This is a genomic window from Pseudomonas sp. VD-NE ins (assembly GCF_031882575.1).
GTDB lineage: Bacteria > Pseudomonadota > Gammaproteobacteria > Pseudomonadales > Pseudomonadaceae > Aquipseudomonas > Aquipseudomonas fluorescens_BZ.
Map to the genome: position 1 here is coordinate 5,122,896 of NZ_CP134772.1, position 18,563 is coordinate 5,141,458.

An 18,563-nucleotide genomic window follows, 5' to 3' on the forward strand; every position below is an offset into this window, starting at 1 on the left:
ACTGATTTTTAAGGACTATTCAACACCTTTTTGAAAATAATCAAAAATAAGGTGTTGGGTCGTCCACACCAGCGGCCGCAAAGCCTTCTGCGCGCAGCCGGCAGCTGTCGCATTTGCCGCACGCGCGGCCGTCATCGTCGGCCTGATAGCAGGACACGGTGAGGCCATAATCAACGCCGAGCTTCACGCCCGCCTGGACGATCTGTGCCTTGCTCAGGTTCTGCAGTGGCGCCTGAATACGGAAGCCGTTGCCTTCGACGCCGGCCTTGGTCGCCAGATTGGCCATGCGCTCGAACGACTCGATGAACTCCGGACGGCAATCCGGGTAACCGGAATAGTCCACGGCGTTGACACCAATAAAGATGTCACGTGCACCGAGCACTTCTGCCCAGCCCAACGCCAGCGACAGGAACACCGTGTTACGCGCCGGCACGTACGTCACCGGAATGCCTTCGCCCAGCTCTTCGGGGATGTCGATGCTGCTGTCGGTCAGTGCCGAGCCGCCCATACCATTCAGGTTGAGGCCAATCACCTTGTGTTCGATCACACCCAGGTCGCGGGCGACGCGGGCAGCGGCGTGCAGTTCGGCGTGCGAGCGCTGGCCGTAGTCGAAGCTCATGGTGTAGCAGCTGTAGCCTTCAGCGCGTGCCATAGCCACGACGGTCGCCGAGTCCAGACCACCGGACAACAGGATGACGGCACGCTTTTCAGTGGTGTTCAGTGGTTCTGTCATATCAGCGCCCCGGCTCGTCATTCCAAAGGTATTTATGCAGCTGCAATTGCAAGCGCACTGGCAGGTTGTCCGCCACCACCCAGTCCGCCAGATCCCGAGCATTCAGGTCGTGGTGACTTGGGGAGAACAGCACTTCACCGGCACGCCGTTCAAGACCGTACTGGATCAGCTTGGACACCGCCCAGTCATAGTCTTCCCGCGAGCAGATGACAAACTTCACCTGATCGTTGGGGGTCAGCAGTTCGATGTTCTCGTAACGATTGCGATGGGCTTCTTTCGAGTCCGGCGTTTTCAGATCGACAACCCGACTGACGCGCGGATCGACGGCTGAAATGTCGAGAGCGCCACTGGTTTCCAGCGAAACCTCGTAACCGGCATCACACAACTGTTTGAGCAAAGGAATGGCGTTCGGCTGCGCCAGCGGCTCACCGCCAGTGACACAGACATAACGCGGACGAAATCCGGCCACTTGCTCGAGGATGTCGTCGAGGGTGCGGATGGTGCCGCCACTGAACGCATAGGCGCTGTCGCAGTATTGGCAACGCAGAGGACAACCGGTCAGGCGCACAAAAACCGTGGGCAGCCCGGCAGTCCGCGTTTCCCCCTGCAACGAGTAGAAAACTTCGGTGATTCTCAATGTGTCTTGCATAGTCGCCACGGGCGTAACAGCTAAACAGGCTGTCCGCCTCCGTCAGGCACTTCAGGCAATCCCGCCAACGCGTAGACCGCAAGAAGCGTGTTTCAGAAAAAGGGCGTGAATTCTAACGAAAAAACCCGCGACAAGCGCGGGTTTCTTCTAAACGGGTAACACGACCTTACATGCGTTGCAGATCGCGTTGAGCCAACTGAGCGGCGGAGGTACCCGGATATTGGGCAACCACCTGCTGCAGAATGCCTTTGACCTTGTCGGTGTGACCGAGGCGGCGCTCTACGTCAGCCAGCTTGTACAGCGAATCCGGCACTTTGGCGTGCTTGGGATACAGCTGCGAAACCTTGGCGAAAGCCTGACCTGCACCTTGCAGATCGCCTTTGGCCAGATTGACTTCGCCCAACCAGTACTGGGCGTTGCCCGCGTATTGGCTGTTCGGGTATTTGCGCAGGAAAGCGGCAAAAGCCTGGCTGGCCTTGTCGAAATCCTTGGCTTTGATCAGGTCGAAAGCGGCATCGTAATACAGCTTTTCCTTGGCCGGATCACCCGGTTCGCTGCTTGCAGCAGGTGCCTGGGCAGCAGCCCCGGCGCCAGCGGCAGCACCGGCAGCAGCACTTGCATCGCCACCGGCAGAAGAATTCTCAGGAGTCGCGGCAGGTGCAGCACCGGATCCTATGCGCCGATCAAGATCCTGGTATCGCTCCAGGGATTCCTGCTTCATGCGCGCAACTTGATTCTGCAGTTCTTCAATCACGCCTTGCTGGCGCGAAATCTGATCCTGCATTTGTTGCAGTTGGTTGAACAGCATGCCTTGTGCCGAGGCAGGGGCCGAAGCCGCTCCCCCGGCATAGGCGCCGTTCGTACCGTAACCTGCAGGCGGATAACTGCTCCCGCTATTGTTATAACCGGAGTTGTCATCGACCACAGGAACCGCAGCCCACGCCGCAAGCGGCGCGAGGCTGAGAGCCAGAACAGTTACAGCACGACGGCACGTTCGCATATCGAATTACTTACGCAGTTCGACGCGACGGTTTTGAGCCCAGGACTGCTCGTCGTTGCCGGTAGCAACTGGACGCTCTTCGCCGTAGGAAACCAGTTCCAGCTGAGCTGGGGAAACACCTTGCAGTACCAGGTAGCGCTGAACGGCTTTCGCACGACGCTCGCCCAGTGCCATGTTGTACTCACGAGTACCACGTTCGTCGGTGTTGCCTTCCAGAACAACGCGAGCGCCGTTTGCTTTCAGGTCTTTGGCGTGAACGTCCAGAGCGCGCATGGCTTCTGGCTTCAGGTCCGAGCTGTCGTATTCGAAGTAGAAGGTGGTGATTGCGCGCAGAGCAGCTTCTTCGCTCAGGGAACCGTCAACGGCACCAGTGTTTGCGCCGTAACCAGCGTTTGGATCAACAGCGCCTTCACCGGCGTTGTCGCCGCCTTTGGACGAGCAACCTACAGCTACAGCCATGGCCAGAGCCAGCGCAGCAAATTTACCAAACTTCAGCATTTCCATCGTGAAACTCCTAATGAACCCCAGTGTGTTAAGTAAAACGTGTAGCGCCCGCTCACTTCAGGTAAGGGGACCAGGACGGTTCTCTGACTTCGCCTTGAGCGGTAGGAAGCGGGAGCCTAACGCGTCCATTAATGGACACGAGCATCAAGACTCCCCGGCCCTGTTGGCGGGTGGCGTAGATTACCATGGTGCCGTTGGGCGCAACAGTAGGTGACTCGTCCAGAGTGCTATCAGTGAGGATCTTTACACTCCCTCGCTGCAGATCCTGGGCTGCCACCTTGAAATTGGTGAAGCCATCCTGACGATGGATCATCACCAAAGTCTTTTCATCTGCCGAAAGCTTAGGGTTGGCGTTGTAGTTACCTACAAACGTCACACGCTCGGCACCACCGCCACTGGCGCTGGTTTTGTAGATCTGAGGCTTGCCGCCGCGGTCCGAGGTGAAGTAGATGGTCGAACCATCCTTGCCCCAGTACGGTTCGGTGTTGATGCCTGGACCTGCAGTCACGCGGGTGATCTGGCGCGAAGCCAGGTTCATCACGTAGATGTCCGGGTTACCGTCCTTCGACAATACAAAGGCCAGGCGATCGCCATTCGGCGACCAGGCTGGCGCGCCGTTCAGGCCTTCGAAGTTGGTGATCTGCTCACGGCGACCGGTGTCGATGTTCTGCATGAAGATGCGTGGGCGCTTCTGCTCGAACGACACGTAGGCAATGCGCTTGCCATCCGGCGCAAAGCGCGGCGACAGGATTGGCTCACGCGATTGCAGCAAGGTCACGGCGCGAGCACCGTCGTAGTCCGAACGCTGCAGGGTGTAACGGGTGTTCTTCTCGGAGAAGCGTTCAGCCGTTACGTACAGCAGGCGAGTCGAAAACGCACCTTCAATACCGGTCAGCTTCTGGAACGACTGGTCAGAGATGAAGTGCGCCATGTCACGCAGTTGCTCGGTGGTGCCGGACACACTGCCATCAGCCACTTTCTGTTCGGTGGCCACGTTGAACAGTGCCCACTGCACCTGCAGGCGACCGCCGGCTGGCGCAATGCTGCCGACCATCATGTACTGAGCACCTACCGCCTTCCAGTCACGGAAGATGATTTCGCTCGGTTGGCTTGGCTGGCTGATCATGTTTTGCTTTGGAATCGGCGAGTAGTAGCCCGAGTTACGCAAATCGTTACCAATGATTTCAGCCATGTCATCCGGCAGCACGGCACCGCCCTGCATACCGAACGGTACAACGGCGATCGGAGTTGCCCGATCGCTGCCGCTGGTGACCAGAATGTTCTTTTCATCAGCCATCGCGATCCCTGCCATGCAGCAGATCACGACCAGCATTCCTCGAAGAAGGTTTCTCACAAGGCTAGATCCTCAGGTGTGAATGTCATCTTGAATGAACGATACGGAGCGAAATCGCTCGGCTTCATTCCCTGCATTTCTGTCAAACGTCCAATATTCTTCACTGCCGCGACTGCCGATGCATCGAACGGACCATCACCACTGGACTTGGCCACGCTGACCGAAGTCACCGTACCGTCCGGCAACATGCCGATCTGCAGCACAACTGTCATGCCTTTGCGTGCCGAAGGTGGACGGGCCCAACCCTCTGCTGCTCGCGCACGAATCAGGTCGTCGAAACTGCCCGCGACTTCGTCACCCTGCTCATCGGCCAAGGCCTGCTGGCGCTGCGGCGTGTCGGAAAGCAGATCGGCCAAGGCCTGAGCCTTTTTGTCTTCGGTCGATTTACGTGCCGCATCCTGCGCTTTCTTCTTCGCAGCATCGGCAGCAGCTTTCTTTTTCGCTTCGTCGGCGATTTTCTTCTTCGCCTCTTCAGCTTCAGCTTTCTTCTTGGCGTCTTCGGCGGCTTTCTTCTTCGCGTCTTCGACAATCTTCTTCTTGGCTTCTTCAGCAGCGGCTTTCTTGGCCTCTTCTTCAGCAGCCTTTTTCGCTTCTTCTTCAGATTTCTTCTTGGCTATATCAGCCAATTGTTTCTCTTCAGCCTTCTTGGCTTCGGCGGTCTTCTTGGCTTCGTCGGCTTTTTTGGCTTCGTCAGCCTTTTTCGCCTCGTCTGCTTTCTTCGACTCGTCGGCCTTCTTGGCTTCCTCGGCTTTTTGAGCCGCTTCTTCTTTCTTTTGTTCCGCAGCGGCCTTGATCTCTTCCTGCTCGACCTTCTTCTGCTCCATCTGCTCGACTTCAGTCTGGCGCGCGGCGGATTTCTTCGCCTCACCCGCAATCTTCTGATTGGTCTGGGTGGTTGCCTGACTTTTCGATTTCAGTTGGTAGAGGGTCGCCTGGACAATCGGTTTGGCCGGCGGCAGCTCTGGTGTGAAGGCAAAACTGACGAACAGCATGCCGAACACCAGCACGTGCAGGACAATTGCCAGAACACTAGGCCAGAAGTAGCTTTCCGAGGCGGACGGCTCTCGCTGTTGCTGCATCAGGGGGCCTCGGTAATCAAACCAACATTACCGACCCCGGCTTTCTGCAACCCGCCCATGGCGCCCATGACGGAACCATAGTCGACGGTCTTGTCACCGCGGATGAAGACCTGGGTACGCTTGCCGCCTTCAGTGCCGGCACGAATGATCTTGGTCACCGCGTCGGTCATTTGCGGCAGGGTCATGGCCCTGTCCTGTTGCTTCTCGGTATCGACTTCGCTGCCAAGGTTCCAGTAATAGGTCTTGTCAGCCTTGATCGAAATGGTCAGGACTTGCGTGTTGTTGTCCTGCGGCAAGGCTTCGCTGGAAACCTTGGGCAGATCAACTTTCACGCCCTGATTGAGCATCGGCGCGGTCACCATGAAGATGACCAGCAGCACCAACATCACGTCGATGTAAGGCACCACGTTCATCTCGGCGACCGGCTTGCGCTTTTTGCGAGCTCGAGCGATTAAAGCCATTGGAAATTACCTGCTTATTCTTCGCTGGTGTGCACTTTGCGGTGCAGGATCGCCTGGAATTCGTCGGCGAAGGTGTAGTAGCGGCCCAGCAAGGTTTCGCTGCGAGCGGCGAAACGGTTGTAAGCGATAACTGCAGGGATCGCAGCGAACAGACCGATCGCGGTGGCGATCAGGGCTTCGGCGATACCCGGGGCCACAGTGGCCAAGGTCGCTTGCTGAGCGCTGGCCAGACCGCGGAAGGAGTTCATGATGCCCCACACGGTACCGAACAGACCGATGTACGGGCTGACCGAACCAACGGTGGCGAGGAACGGCAGGCTCTGCTCGAGTTTCTCTTCTTCGCGGGAGATGGCCACGCGCATGGCACGGGCCACACCTTCCATCACCGCTTCAGGATCGACACCTGGCTGCTGACGCAGACGGGAGAACTCCTTGAAACCGGCACGGAAGATTTGCTCGACGCCCGAATCCGGATCCGGATTGCTGCCCGCCTGACGGTACAGCTTGGACAGATCGATACCCGACCAGAAGCGCTCTTCGAAGCTCTCCAGGGCGCGTCGACCGGCACGCAGCAGATTGCTGCGCTGAAAGATCATGATCCATGAGGTCACCGATGCGGCCACCAGGGTCAACATTACCAACTGCACCACGATGCTGGCATTGCTGACCAGGCTCCACATGGAGGAATGGTCGACGACGTTAGCTTCCACGCTTTATCTCCTGCTTTGAGTGTGTACCCGGGCCGACCGCGTCGGCGAAGGCCGCACGCAAGTCTTCGGGAAGGGCCCGGGGTTTCAAACTGTTAGTGCGCACACAGGCCACCAAAAACTGCCCTTCACAGAGCAGCACATTATCCGTTGCCCGCCTGACCTGCTGTTTGAAGCGCAGGCTGACCCGGTTCAATTCGATTACATCAGCGCTTACCAGCAGTTCGTCGTCCAGTCGCGCCGGCGCGTGATAGCGCGCTTCGCTGGAATGCACGACGAACAACAGGTCCTCCCCTGCCAGCTGCGACTGGGCAAAGCCCAGCTCGCGAAGCCGCTCGGTTCGAGCCCGTTCCATAAACTTGAGGTAATTAACGTAATACACGATGCCGCCCGCATCGGTGTCCTCGTAATAAACGCGACAACGATGTGCGAACGGCTCAAGCCCGTTTTGCGCGCGCATACTCTAGTGCTTACTCCTCGGGTTGCCAATCCGGCCAGGCAACTGTTTTTCATGGTTTCAGAGCTTTACCGCAAAAGTACCGTCCTATGACCGTACAAACCCTGAATAAATCGACAACAAATGTGTATTAGTCGTCCACAGCATCGAGAAACTCGTCTGCCACGGGCATTTCACCCATTCGTGACGGAATGTTTAAACCGAAATGCAGATACGCATGCCGTGTCACCACCCTGCCCCGTGGCGTACGCATGATGTAACCCTGCTGGATCAGGTACGGCTCCAGCACATCTTCAATGGTGTGGCGCTCTTCGCTGATTGCAGCGGCGAGGCTGTCGATACCGACCGGGCCGCCATCGAACTTCTCGATCATGGTCAGCAGCAGACGCCGGTCCTGATGATCGAAACCGTGTTCGTCGACATCCAGCAGGTTCAACGCCAGGTCCGCCACCGCCTTGGTGATATGGCCCTTGGCGCGGACTTCGGCGAAGTCACGCACGCGGCGCAACAGACGGTTGGCGATTCGCGGCGTGCCACGGGCGCGACGAGCGATCTCGAAAGAACCTTCCGGATCCAGCGGCAGACCGAGAATGGCTGCCGAACGGCTGACAATCGTCGCCAGGTCTGCCGTGCTGTAGAACTCAAGACGCTGGACGATACCGAAGCGGTCACGCAACGGATTGGTCAGCATGCCGGCGCGAGTCGTTGCGCCCACCAGGGTGAATGGCGGCAGATCGAGCTTGATCGAGCGCGCTGCCGGCCCTTCGCCGATCATGATGTCGAGCTGGAAATCTTCCATCGCCGGGTACAGGACTTCTTCAACGATCGGCGACAAACGATGGATTTCGTCGATGAACAGCACATCATGCGGCTCAAGATTGGTCAGCAGCGCTGCCAGATCGCCCGGGCGCTCCAGCACCGGACCGGAAGTGCTCTTGATCGATACGCCCATTTCCTGCGCGATGATGTTGGCGAGCGTGGTTTTACCCAGCCCCGGCGGGCCGAAGATCAGTGTGTGATCGAGGGATTCGTTGCGGCCACGGGCGGCCTGGATGAACAGTTCCATCTGCTCGCGCACGGTCGGCTGGCCAATATAGTCGGCCAGACTGACCGGGCGAATCGCGCGGTCCTGGACTTCTTCGCGCTCGCGCGGACTGTGCGCGGCGGTGATCAGACGATCAGCTTCAATCACTTAAATCATTCCCTTCAGGGCACGGCGGATCAGGTCTTCACTGCTCAAATTCTTGTCCTTGATGGCGGTAATCGCCTTGCTCGCTTCCTGCGGCTTGTAACCCAGGGAAATCAGCGCGCTGACCGCATCGTTTTCGGCGGTGTTGACCGGCGCCGGACCATCCGGCTGATTCGGCACGAGCGCGAACATGGCGGGCGAGGTTTCCCAGGCCTTGAAGCGGTCTTTCAGCTCGACCAGCAGGCGTTCGGCGGTTTTCTTGCCGACACCCGGTACTTTGGTCAACGCCGAGGTGTCCTGAGACTGCACGCAGCGGATCAGTTCGTCGACTTCCAGACTCGACATCAAGGCCAGGGCCAATTTTGGCCCGACACCATTGAGACGAATCAACTCGCGAAAAAAGTCTCGCTCACGCTTGCCGGCAAAACCATAGAGTAATTGCGCGTCTTCGCGCACGACCAAATGGGTGTGCAGGGTCAGCGGTTCGCCGACCGACGGCAGGCGATAAAGGGTGGTCATGGGCACTTCCAGCTCATACCCGAGGCCGTTTACATCCAGAATCAGGTGCGGCGGCTGTTTCTCAGCCAGGGTGCCGCGCAAGCGTCCAATCACGTTTCAGATCCTTGAGCGTTGGCCAGCCGTGGGCTGGCGACTGTCGAAAGGCGGATTTCGGGCCGACGACCCAGGCGCAGGAAATCCGCTTTCAGGAAAATTGATGCTGATGCTATCAGAGACGCAGGCGCCCGCCACGACTGCGTGCGGTTCCCAAACCGTGCGGCAGCAGACTGGAGCGTGTGTGCGCATGGCAAATGGCAATGGCCAGGGCGTCCGAGGCATCGATTTGCGGTTTGCTGGTGAGCTTGAGCATGTGCATGACCATCATCTGCACCTGTTCTTTATTCGCCGCGCCGGTACCGACCACGGCCTGTTTGACCTGGGTGGCGGTGTACTCGGCAATCTCCAGGCACTCTTCAGCGCCGGCAACAATCGCTGCACCGCGAGCCTGCCCAAGCTTCAACGCCGAATCGGCGTTTTTCGCCATGAACACCTTTTCGATGCCCATGGTCACCGGACCGTAGGTCTGAATGATTTCGCGAACACCGCGATAAACGATTTGCAAACGTTCGTGCAACTCACCCGCACCGGTACGGATGCAGCCCGAAGCCACATAAATGCAACCACCACGCCCGGTATCGCGAACAATCCCGTAACCGGTAATGCGCGAACCGGGGTCGATACCAAGAATTAAAGTCATAACGCCTGCAGAAATTGATGCGAAAGCTGAGGGTACATGTAGGAGCTGCCGAAGGCTGCGATCTTTTGATCGTTTAAAAACAGAAAGATCGCAGCCTTCGGCAGCTCCTACAGGTGAAGTGTAGAGCCAGCAAAAACTGCGACCTTTCTATTTACATCAACCGAGCTGAGCGGCCACGTCTTCCGGAATATCAGCGTTGGAATAGACGTTCTGCACGTCATCCAGATCCTCAAGCATGTCGATCAGCTTGAGCACCTTTTCCGCACCTTCCAGATCCAGCTCGGCGCTGGTGGTTGGCTGCATGACGATTTCCGCATCATCACCTTTGAAACCCGCAGCTTCCAGCGCGTTTCGCACGGCGTAGAAACTGGTGAACGAAGTGAACACGTCGATCGAACCGTCTTCGTGAGTGACCACATCATCGGCATCGGCTTCCAGCGCCGCTTCGGTCAGTGCGTCCTCATCGACGCCCGGCGCGAAACTGATCTGGCCCTTGCGCTCGAACAGATAGGCCACCGAACCGTCGGTGCCGAGGTTGCCGCCGCACTTGCTGAACGCATGGCGCACGGCTGCAGCGGTACGGTTGCGGTTGTCGGTCATGCACTCGACCATCACCGCCACGCCGCCCGGGCCGTAACCTTCGTAGGTCAGCTCTTCAACGTTGTCCGCTTCGGTCGCACCGGCGCCGCGCGCGACGGCGCGGTCGATGATGTCGCGGCTCATGTTTGCGCTCAGCGCCTTGTCCAGGGCCAGACGCAGACGCGGGTTGGAGCCCGGATCACCGCCGCCCTGACGGGCCGCAACGGTCAGTTCACGGATCCACTTGGTGAAGATCTTGCCTCTCTTGGCATCCTGACGTTCTTTGCGGTGCTTGATGTTCGCCCACTTGGAATGACCTGCCATAACTCGCTCCGAATTCTCTTTGAAACGTTGCCCGCCCTGCTTGTGCAGCGGCCAGCAAACAAAAAAATCTCGACCTGCTCTCTATAGAAAGAAAAAAGGCGCATCCGAAGATGCGCCTTCAGGCCCGTCTTACTCAGCCTTTGGCGTTTCGCGCAAACGAATGTGCAGCTCGCGCAGTGCCTTGGCATCCACCACACCCGGCGCTTGCGTCATCACGTCAGCAGCACTCTGGGTTTTCGGGAAGGCGATCACTTCACGGATCGACTGGGCGCCGGTCATCAGCATCACCAGACGGTCGAGACCGAAGGCCAGACCACCGTGCGGCGGTGCACCGTACTTCAGCGCGTCGAGCAGGAAGCCGAACTTCTCTTCCTGTTCCGCTTCATCGATACCCAGTAGACGGAATACCGACTGCTGCATCTCTTTGCGGTGGATACGGATCGAACCGCCACCCAGTTCGGTGCCGTTCAGCACCATGTCGTACGCGCGGGACAGAGCGCCAGCCGGGTTGGCTTCGAGCTCTTGCGGCGTGCACTTCGGCGCGGTGAACGGGTGGTGCAGCGCGGAGAAGCTGCCGTCGTCGTTCTCTTCGAACATCGGGAAGTCGACGACCCACATTGGCGCCCACTCGCAGGTCAGCAGCTTCAGGTCGTGACCCAGCTTGATGCGCAGTGCGCCCAAGGCTTCGCTAACGATCTTGGCCTTGTCGGCACCGAAGAACACGATGTCGCCATCGACTGCACCAACGCGATCGAGGATCACGTTCAGCTTGTCTTCAGGGATGTTTTTCACGATCGGCGATTGCAGACCGTCAACACCTGCAGCGCGCTCGTTGACCTTGATGTACGCCAGGCCCTTGGCACCGTAAATGCCGACGAACTTGGTGTAATCGTCGATCTGCTTGCGCGGCATGCTCGCCCCGCCTGGAACGCGCAGAGCGGCGATACGGCATTTCGGATCGTTGGCCGGGCCGCTGAACACTTTGAAATCGACTTCTTTCAGTTGATCGGCAACGTCAACCAGTTCCAGCGGGTTACGCAGGTCTGGCTTGTCGGAACCGTAGCGGCGCATGGCCTCTTCGAAGGTCATGTGCGGGAAGTCGCCGAATTCCAGACCCAGCACTTCCTTGAACAGGTTGCGGATCATTTCTTCGGTCAGGCCCATGATCTCTTTTTCATCGAGGAAGCTGGTCTCGATGTCGATCTGGGTGAATTCTGGCTGACGGTCAGCACGCAGGTCTTCGTCGCGGAAGCACTTGGCGATCTGGTAGTAACGGTCGAAGCCGGCCACCATCAGCAGTTGCTTGAACAACTGCGGCGATTGCGGCAGGGCGAAGAACGAACCGGCGTGGGTACGGCTCGGCACCAGATAATCACGCGCACCTTCAGGGGTGGCACGGGTCAGGATCGGCGTTTCAACGTCGAGGAAGCCGTTCTCGTCGAGGAAGCGACGGATGCTGGTGGTCATGCGCGAACGCAGACGCAGCTTCTCGGCCATTTCCGGGCGACGCAGGTCAAGGAAGCGATAACGCAGACGGGTTTCTTCGCCGACGTCGGAGAACTCGTTCAGCGGGAACGGCGGGGTTTCCGACTCGTTCAGCACTTCCAGTTCGTAGCCCAGCACTTCGATCATGCCCGACGCCATGTTGGCGTTGGTCGCACCGGCCGGACGCAGACGCACCTTACCGGTGATCTTCACGACGTATTCGCTGCGCACGCGATCGGCAGCGGCGAAGCTCTCGGCGCGATCCGGATCGAATACCACTTGGGCCAGACCGTCACGATCACGGATATCGAGGAAAATCACCCCGCCGTGGTCGCGGCGACGGTGAACCCATCCGCAAAGGGTAATTTCCTGACCTTCCAGGCTTTCGTTCAGTTGGCCGCAATAGTGGCTGCGCATCATGATAATGGTTCGCTTCTCGTCATTCGATATTCGGTGGAGATCCCGTTGCTTTCAGGCAATGCGGAAACTCACGCGTGTCGTTCAACCTGGGGTTGAACCCTAGTCAGATTTGTCGCCACCGGCCAGATTCTTCTTGGCGCCGGTCTTGAAATCGGTTTCGTACCAACCACCGCCACTGAGGCGAAAGCCTGGCATCGACAGCTGTTTCTTGAGCTCTGGCGCCTGACAGGCAGGGCAGTCGACCAGCGGTGCCTCGCTGATCTTTTGAATGGCTTCCAACTGATGACCACAGGAAGCACATTGATAATCGTACATCGGCATGGGGGGTGTCTCGGCGATCAGATTGCCACCGCGCGCAGGGCTTTGCGGCGAAAGAGCGGGATTATATCGATTAAATGCGGCCTGTGCAGCCGTAAGACTGCACAGGCCGCGACCTCGTTTGCAAACCCTGATTCAGAGCGATTCAGTCGGTGCAGCGTCCTTGATGCCGTTCATGACACACACCACTCGTACCAACGCGCTGAAATTCTTCACCCCACCGAGACGCAGATGCACTTCACGGTCGACGTGGGACAACAGCGAGCTGATCGAACAGCAATTGATCGTGGCCATATTACCGAGGATGTTCCAGTAGACCTGCTCCAGCCGCAGGCAGGTCGCATAACCGTTCAGGCGCACGGATCGCGACGATGGCTGAACCAATGCCATGTCGAATTCGCTGACGAACGGATCAATTTTCAATTCATAGGGCGAAGCGACAATCCTGTCGCCTCGCCTGTCTTCCTCTACCATATCGGTGACACTCCTTTGCCATCTCTGCTTGTTTGAAAAGTCACATCCTGTGGCTTTCATAAAAGCGCAGACACAAAGTTATATCCAGACGACTTATTGACCGTCCCCGTAGGATAAGCCGACGACACAGGTAGGATTGCGGACAGCGCGCGAACCTCGGCTGGCTGGCCCGCGCGCCTGTCATTACGCTTCCAGCAATGCGCGCAGCATCCACGCAGTTTTCTCGTGAACCTGCATGCGCTGCGTCAGCAGATCTGCAGTCGGCTCATCGCTGACCTTGTCGAGCAGCGGAAAAATGCCGCGCGCCGTGCGGGTGACAGCTTCCTGACCATCGACCAATTGCTTGATCATGTCTTCAGCACTCGGCACCCCCACTTCTTCCTTGATCGAGGAAAGACGTGCATACGTCGCATAGGCGCCCGGCGCCGGAAAGCCCAGAGCGCGAATACGCTCGGCGATCGAATCCACGGCCAGCGCCAGTTCGTTGTATTGCTCTTCGAACATCAAGTGCAGCGTCCGAAACATCGGCCCCGTGACGTTCCAGTGGAAGTTATGGGTTTTCAGATACAGCACGTAGGTGTCCGACAACAGACGGGATAGTCCTTCGACGATGGACTTGCGATCTTCTTCACTGATACCGATATCGATTGCCATGCTTACCCCCTAACGGCGATTGAATTCATCCAACAGGTGCAGACCCACTCTAGCAAGGCAACCGACACCCCGCAGCCCTGATTGGCTGCAAACGCTGCGACAAATCGACCGACGCTATGCCGCTGGCCGGGCTGATTTGAGTAGCCGCAGGCTTTGCTGTTAAATAGACAGTGTGTCGCCATGCCCCATTTTTCGGGGCGTTGCGCATAGGCTGATGCCGTGAACGTGTCCACCGCCTCTTATTTTGTTCCGAAGCGAACCGTGCGCCTTCAGCTCTTCCTTGTGAGCCGTCATAAACGTGAGCCAATCAAAATGTTGAAAATCGTCCACCTGCTAATGGGCGCAGCAGCATTGCTGCTGTCGTTCATACCTAGCTTGAAATCCGAAGCCGTTCCCTACCTGCAACAACCCGATGCACTTTACCTGGCCTTTTTCGGCCTGCTGAACCTGGTGATTGCCCCAGTGATTCCTTTCTGGAACAAAGGCCCTCGTCAGCATCTGCAAAACCTCGTCAGCGCTCTTCTGGTACTGACCGTTGTCCTGCAAACCCTGACCCTGATCGCCCCGATGCCCGTCATCGCCGGTCAGCCAGCCGTGCTGTTCACCTTGGTGATTGCACTGGTTGCGGTGGTCTTGCACCTGGCCGTCAGCTTCTATCGTTCTTCACCGACTGCCGCTCCGACCAGCTATGACATGACCAATCGTGATACCGGTACCGTCAAGTGGTTCAACACCTCCAAAGGCTTCGGCTTTATCTCCCGGGATTCCGGCGATGATATTTTCGTGCACTTTCGCGCGATCCGTGGCGAAGGTCACCGCGTCCTGGTCGAAGGCCAGCGCGTGGAGTTCTCGGTAATGAACCGGGACAAGGGCCTGCAAGCCGAGGACGTGATCGCCGCTCTGCCGCGACGCTGATCCAAGGCATAAAAAAACCGCGAGCAGCGTGCTGTTCGCGGTTTTTTTACGCCTGATGAAAAGTACCTGAATCAGTAGTGCGGCGGTGGCGTCTCATCCTCGAAGGACTCGAACTGGCCGACCATTTCTTCCTGGCGCTTGAGCAGGGCCGCCATCTGCAATTGCAGGCGCTCGACCACGCGCTGCTGAGCCACCAGCACGTCGTTCAACGCCTGAATGGTGTCGTCCTGAAACGCCAGGCGGCTTTCCAGATCGGTAACGCGATCTTCCAGGCTCATGACTCAGCCCTCCAAAAAAGTGAAATGCTCGGTCAGGACCAGACGCAACCGTTCGCGAATGGCGGCGACCTGCTCGGCACTGTAAGGCTTGGCCGGGTGCTTGCCCCAGACCGGCGCCGGCCAGGCTGCGTCGTCGCGTTTGCGCACAATCACATGCATGTGCAACTGGCTGACAACATTACCCAAGGTCGCGACGTTCATTTTGTCGGCATCGAACAGGTCCTTGAGCAGCTCAGCCAGCGCGGTGGTTTCCTGCCACAGCTGCTGTTGATCGGCGACATCCAACTGAAACAACTCACTGATATCGTCGCGACGAGGCACCAGGATGAACCAAGGGTAACTTGCATCATTGGACAGCAGCAGTCGGCAGAGAGGGAAATCACCGATGGTCAGCGTGTCCTGTTGAAGTCGTGAATCTAAAGCAAACACTGAGCGTACTCCCGGCTGATCTTGTTTATTCAGCTTAGCGGCGTTCCACACGGACAGCGCACCAAGCGACAGGACCGCAGCATACCTGCGAATGCGCCAGCCTTCACGACGACGGTGTACCCGGTCGCCCTGCCAACGCCCCGACATGTGACATTTGCGAGTACAACGCACCAGCATGAAACCAGCATCGACGCTCAACCCGAAAAATGACCGAAAACAGCAGAGGCGCTCAGTGTCATCACCCGCGCAAGCTGTATGAATTCAGAACAGCTGTAAATTTTTTTGCACCAAAACCGCACAGTGCGTCTACGCTCACTGCGTCGGGCATCCGCCAAATACTCACTGACGGGGTGAACCGGTAACGTTTTTGGTTGTCATGCGCGCTTTTCGGCGTGGCAACACCATAGGAGAAATGGCGTCAAGCACTGAAAAAATCAGGCTTGAAGCCCAGCTTTCACAAGGTTTTCACAAGCGCAGGCGGGTGTTCAGAAAAATAACCGCAACGAAATTACGGTTTGTGCACGCTTGTTGCATTCGTACCCATATGGACTATAAGCGCACCACTGGAAGTGGATGCCTTAAGCCCCATAAGAACAGTGGCAGGGTTGCCCGATGGAGATTCAAGTGTTTTGCCAGGGACTCTTTTTTACCGATGCAAAAAGGCCCATAAACAGCGAGAAAGTTGTCAGTCCGGCTGCATTGGTACTGTGAATTTGCGACATCCACCGCGCCATTTGCGACAACGTCGTAAAGAAGGTGAAAGGTTAGATTCGCAAGTATCGCCAACATTGTCGGCGTGATATAAGTTTGCGCCGACACAAAAAGAAAGAGCCGCCCAGATAATAAAACAGGTGGGACGGCAGTACTCTTCTAAAACCAAAGGAGCAAATCACGATGCGCGTGATGAAGTGGAGCATGATCGCACTGGCAGTTGCTGCAGCAGCCAGTACTCAAATGGCTACGGCCGCACCGTTTGTAAGTGACCAGTCTGAAGCCAAAGGTTTTGTTGAAGACGCAAAACTCACCGAGACGTTGAAGAACTACTACTTCAACCGCGACAACAAGAACGGCGGCCACGACCAGAAAGACTGGACCCAGGGTTTCCTCGGCAACTTCACCTCCGGTTATACCCAAGGTACCGTTGGTGTAGGCATTGATGCTTACGGCTATCTGGCCTTGAAACTGGATGGCGGTGACGGTACTTCCGGTACTGGCAACATGAGCCGTAGCGATACCGTCAAGGCCAACGGCTATGCTCACGACGTCAACGACAGTCAGGGCAAGGCTGGCGCGTCCATCAAGTTCCGCGTTTCCAAAACCGAACTGAAATTCGGCGACATGCAGCCAAGCACCTCTCCGGTGTTCGCTGTTGGCGGTTCCCGTATCCTTCCGCAAACTGCCACTGGCTTCCAGTTGCAGAGCAGCGAAGTCAAAGACCTTGACCTCGAAGCCGGCCACTTCTACTCGGCTTCCAGCCAAGACAAAAACGCCCGTAACGGCGGCCTGTACGCCAACTACGCGGGTGTAGAAGCCGACACGATCGACTACTTCGGCGGCAAATACAGCATCACCGAAAACCTGAGCGCCTCGCTCTACGGTGCCAAGCTGGAAGATATCTGGAACCAGTACTACGCCAACGTGAACCTCACCACTCCATTCAGTGGTGACACTTCGCTGAACACTGACTTCAACATCTACCGCACCACCGATACCGGTGACAAGCTGGCCGGTGACATCAGCAACACCGCCTTCTCCCTGGCAACCGCGCTGTCGTTCCTGAAGGCACACACCTTCACCCTGGCCTTCCAGAAGGTCAACGGCGATACCCCGTTCGACTACATCGGCGTGGGCAAGAACAACCGTGGTGGCGACTCGATCTTCCTGGCTAACTCCATCCAGTACTCTGACTTCAACGGTCCTGGCGAGAAATCCGTTCAAGCTCGCTACGACCTGAAAATGGCCGAGTATGGCGTTCCAGGCCTGAGCTTCATGGTTCGTTACGTTAAAGGTTGGGACATCGACGGTACCAGCACTCCAGCGGGCAGCCCTTACACCGGCCTGTACGGTGAAGATGGCAAACACCACGAAACCAACTTTGAAGCCAAGTATGTTGTTCAAACTGGCCCAGCCAAAGACCTGTCCTTCCGCATTCGTCAAGCATGGCACACTGCCAACGCCGACCAAGGCGAAGGCGACGTCAAAGAGTTCCGCCTGATCACCGAATACCCACTGAACATCTTGTAATCATCAGTGGTTAGTTTGGAAGCATAAAAAAAGGCCCATCTCGCGATGGGCCTTTTTTATTGCCTGTCATTTGCAATAGTTGCCTGACCGACAAGTCAGGCAATTAATTAGCAACCTATCATTGTGTAGCCGATTCCTGCACCACACGAATCACCCGTTGTGGAAAAGGAATATCAATGCCGGCAGTCTTTAAACGATCACGCGACTGTTCGTTAAACATGAACATCACATCCCAGTAGTCTGCAGTTTTAACCCACACACGCAGGGAAACAGTGATCGAACTGTCGCCCAAGGTCGAAATCACGGCTTGCGGTGCAGGATCCTGCAACACACGCTCATCCTTGGCCAGATCAAGCAGCACCTGACGGGCCTTTTGCAGATCGGCTTCGTAATCCACGCCGACATCAAACACGACCTTGCGAGTCGGCTGACGGTTGGTGTTGGTGATAATGCCGTTCGACAGGTTGCCGTTTGGCACGATGATGGTTTTGTTGTCACCGGTACGCAGCACGGTGTGGAAGATCTGGATGCTGTCGACTGTACCCGATACGCCTTGCGCTTCGATCCAGTCACCGATCCGGAACGGACGGAACAGCAGAATCAGCACGCCGCCAGCGAAGTTCGCCAGGCTGCCCTGCAACGCCAGACCGATGGCCAGGCCGGCAGCACCGATCGCTGCAACGAAGGAGGTGGTTTCAACACCGATCATCGAAGCGACGCTGACAATCAGCAGCACTTTGAGAATGATGTTCGCCAGACTGCTGATAAAGCCTTGCAGTGCCAGATCGGCATTGCGCAGGGCCAGCAGGCCACCGAGTTTTTGCGTGACCTTGTTGATCAGCCACCAGCCGATGGCCAGGGTAATGACCGCCAGCAGCACACGGCTGCCGTATTCCATGATCATCGGGATCCACGCCTGGGATGCCTTGACCAGGTTGTCCACCTCAGCATTCAAATCCATGTTCTATCTCCTGATTTCCGGCCATTCGGCACGCGAAAAATAAGCGGCAGAAAGCCGCCGGGTGTACACAAAACAATGTGGGAGCGAGCTTGCT

At 57.2% G+C, this 18,563-nt stretch carries 22 protein-coding genes; 2 read left to right on the forward strand and 20 right to left on the reverse strand.

Annotation, left to right across the window (positions count from 1 at the left end):
• Positions 1-40: 40 nt before the first annotated feature.
• The 17 genes from queC to RMV17_RS22935 form a co-directional block, all read right to left on the reverse strand.
• Positions 41-733, reverse strand: a complete 693-nt coding sequence (queC, locus tag RMV17_RS22855) for a 7-cyano-7-deazaguanine synthase QueC (protein WP_034153415.1) — start codon at positions 731-733, stop codon at positions 41-43.
• A gap of 1 nt (position 734) precedes the next feature.
• Positions 735-1,382, reverse strand: a complete 648-nt coding sequence (gene queE, locus RMV17_RS22860) for a 7-carboxy-7-deazaguanine synthase QueE (RefSeq protein ID WP_007951198.1) — start codon at positions 1,380-1,382, stop codon at positions 735-737.
• Between the two features lie 166 nt (positions 1,383-1,548).
• Positions 1,549-2,382 carry a tol-pal system protein YbgF gene (gene ybgF / locus RMV17_RS22865; protein WP_016983829.1) on the reverse strand — a complete coding sequence of 278 codons (834 nt, stop codon included), beginning with the start codon at positions 2,380-2,382 and terminating at the stop codon, positions 1,549-1,551.
• Positions 2,383-2,388: 6 nt separating this feature from the next.
• A complete protein-coding gene (pal, locus tag RMV17_RS22870) occupies positions 2,389-2,886 on the reverse strand; it encodes a peptidoglycan-associated lipoprotein Pal (protein WP_003178634.1) in 498 nt (165 codons plus the stop codon).
• A 52-nt stretch (positions 2,887-2,938) separates the two neighbouring features.
• Entirely contained in the window at positions 2,939-4,219 is a 1,281-nt protein-coding gene (gene tolB, locus RMV17_RS22875) for a Tol-Pal system beta propeller repeat protein TolB (protein ID WP_016983828.1), read from the reverse strand.
• A gap of 17 nt (positions 4,220-4,236) precedes the next feature.
• Entirely contained in the window at positions 4,237-5,319 is a 1,083-nt protein-coding gene (gene tolA, locus RMV17_RS22880) for a cell envelope integrity protein TolA (protein ID WP_016983827.1), read from the reverse strand.
• The gene (gene tolR, locus RMV17_RS22885; RefSeq protein ID WP_161806672.1) at positions 5,319-5,771 is read right to left on the reverse strand and encodes a protein TolR; all 453 of its coding nucleotides are present in this window, start codon (positions 5,769-5,771) and stop codon (positions 5,319-5,321) included. The genes tolA and tolR overlap by 1 nt, the downstream gene beginning before the upstream one ends.
• Positions 5,772-5,794: 23 nt before the next feature.
• Entirely contained in the window at positions 5,795-6,490 is a 696-nt protein-coding gene (gene tolQ / locus RMV17_RS22890; protein WP_008080223.1) for a protein TolQ, read from the reverse strand.
• The gene (ybgC, locus tag RMV17_RS22895) at positions 6,480-6,947 is read right to left on the reverse strand and encodes a tol-pal system-associated acyl-CoA thioesterase (RefSeq protein ID WP_007912735.1); all 468 of its coding nucleotides are present in this window, start codon (positions 6,945-6,947) and stop codon (positions 6,480-6,482) included. The genes tolQ and ybgC overlap by 11 nt, the downstream gene beginning before the upstream one ends.
• Before the next feature lie 127 nt (positions 6,948-7,074).
• Positions 7,075-8,136 (reverse strand): Holliday junction branch migration DNA helicase RuvB, encoded by a 1,062-nt coding sequence (gene ruvB / locus RMV17_RS22900; protein WP_034153417.1) that lies wholly within the window; start codon positions 8,134-8,136, stop codon positions 7,075-7,077.
• Complete coding sequence (ruvA, locus tag RMV17_RS22905) at positions 8,137-8,745, reverse strand: Holliday junction branch migration protein RuvA (protein WP_003227522.1); 609 nt, start codon at positions 8,743-8,745, stop codon at positions 8,137-8,139.
• Between the two features lie 115 nt (positions 8,746-8,860).
• Entirely contained in the window at positions 8,861-9,388 is a 528-nt protein-coding gene (ruvC, locus tag RMV17_RS22910) for a crossover junction endodeoxyribonuclease RuvC (protein ID WP_007962095.1), read from the reverse strand.
• Positions 9,389-9,544: 156 nt separating this feature from the next.
• Entirely contained in the window at positions 9,545-10,291 is a 747-nt protein-coding gene (locus RMV17_RS22915; RefSeq protein WP_034153419.1) for a YebC/PmpR family DNA-binding transcriptional regulator, read from the reverse strand.
• 129 nt (positions 10,292-10,420) lie between these two features.
• Positions 10,421-12,196 (reverse strand): aspartate--tRNA ligase, encoded by a 1,776-nt coding sequence (gene aspS, locus RMV17_RS22920; protein WP_311882727.1) that lies wholly within the window; start codon positions 12,194-12,196, stop codon positions 10,421-10,423.
• A gap of 99 nt (positions 12,197-12,295) precedes the next feature.
• Positions 12,296-12,517, reverse strand: a complete 222-nt coding sequence (locus RMV17_RS22925; RefSeq protein ID WP_007912741.1) for an FmdB family zinc ribbon protein — start codon at positions 12,515-12,517, stop codon at positions 12,296-12,298.
• Positions 12,518-12,649: 132 nt separating this feature from the next.
• On the reverse strand, positions 12,650-12,988 hold the full coding sequence (locus tag RMV17_RS22930) for a ribbon-helix-helix domain-containing protein (protein ID WP_311882730.1): 339 nt from the start codon (positions 12,986-12,988) through the stop codon (positions 12,650-12,652).
• A 183-nt stretch (positions 12,989-13,171) separates the two neighbouring features.
• Positions 13,172-13,642, reverse strand: a complete 471-nt coding sequence (locus RMV17_RS22935) for a Dps family protein (RefSeq protein ID WP_034153422.1) — start codon at positions 13,640-13,642, stop codon at positions 13,172-13,174.
• A gap of 312 nt (positions 13,643-13,954) precedes the next feature.
• Between RMV17_RS22935 and RMV17_RS22940 the strand changes: the two genes are divergently transcribed.
• On the forward strand, positions 13,955-14,557 hold the full coding sequence (locus RMV17_RS22940; protein ID WP_034153423.1) for a cold-shock protein: 603 nt from the start codon (positions 13,955-13,957) through the stop codon (positions 14,555-14,557).
• Between the two features lie 71 nt (positions 14,558-14,628).
• On the opposite strand, the gene RMV17_RS22945 is transcribed toward RMV17_RS22940, so the two are convergent.
• Positions 14,629-14,835: a SlyX family protein gene (locus RMV17_RS22945; RefSeq protein WP_311882734.1), complete on the reverse strand. Its 207-nt coding sequence runs from the start codon at positions 14,833-14,835 to the stop codon at positions 14,629-14,631.
• A gap of 3 nt (positions 14,836-14,838) precedes the next feature.
• Positions 14,839-15,264, reverse strand: a complete 426-nt coding sequence (locus RMV17_RS22950; protein ID WP_034153569.1) for an HIT family protein — start codon at positions 15,262-15,264, stop codon at positions 14,839-14,841.
• 894 nt (positions 15,265-16,158) lie between these two features.
• Between RMV17_RS22950 and RMV17_RS22955 the strand changes: the two genes are divergently transcribed.
• Positions 16,159-17,508 (forward strand): OprD family porin, encoded by a 1,350-nt coding sequence (locus RMV17_RS22955; protein WP_034153425.1) that lies wholly within the window; start codon positions 16,159-16,161, stop codon positions 17,506-17,508.
• Between the two features lie 118 nt (positions 17,509-17,626).
• On the opposite strand, the gene RMV17_RS22960 is transcribed toward RMV17_RS22955, so the two are convergent.
• Positions 17,627-18,469, reverse strand: coding sequence for a mechanosensitive ion channel family protein (locus RMV17_RS22960; RefSeq protein WP_034153426.1), 843 nt, complete (start codon positions 18,467-18,469; stop codon positions 17,627-17,629).
• Positions 18,470-18,563: the final 94 nt, after the last annotated feature.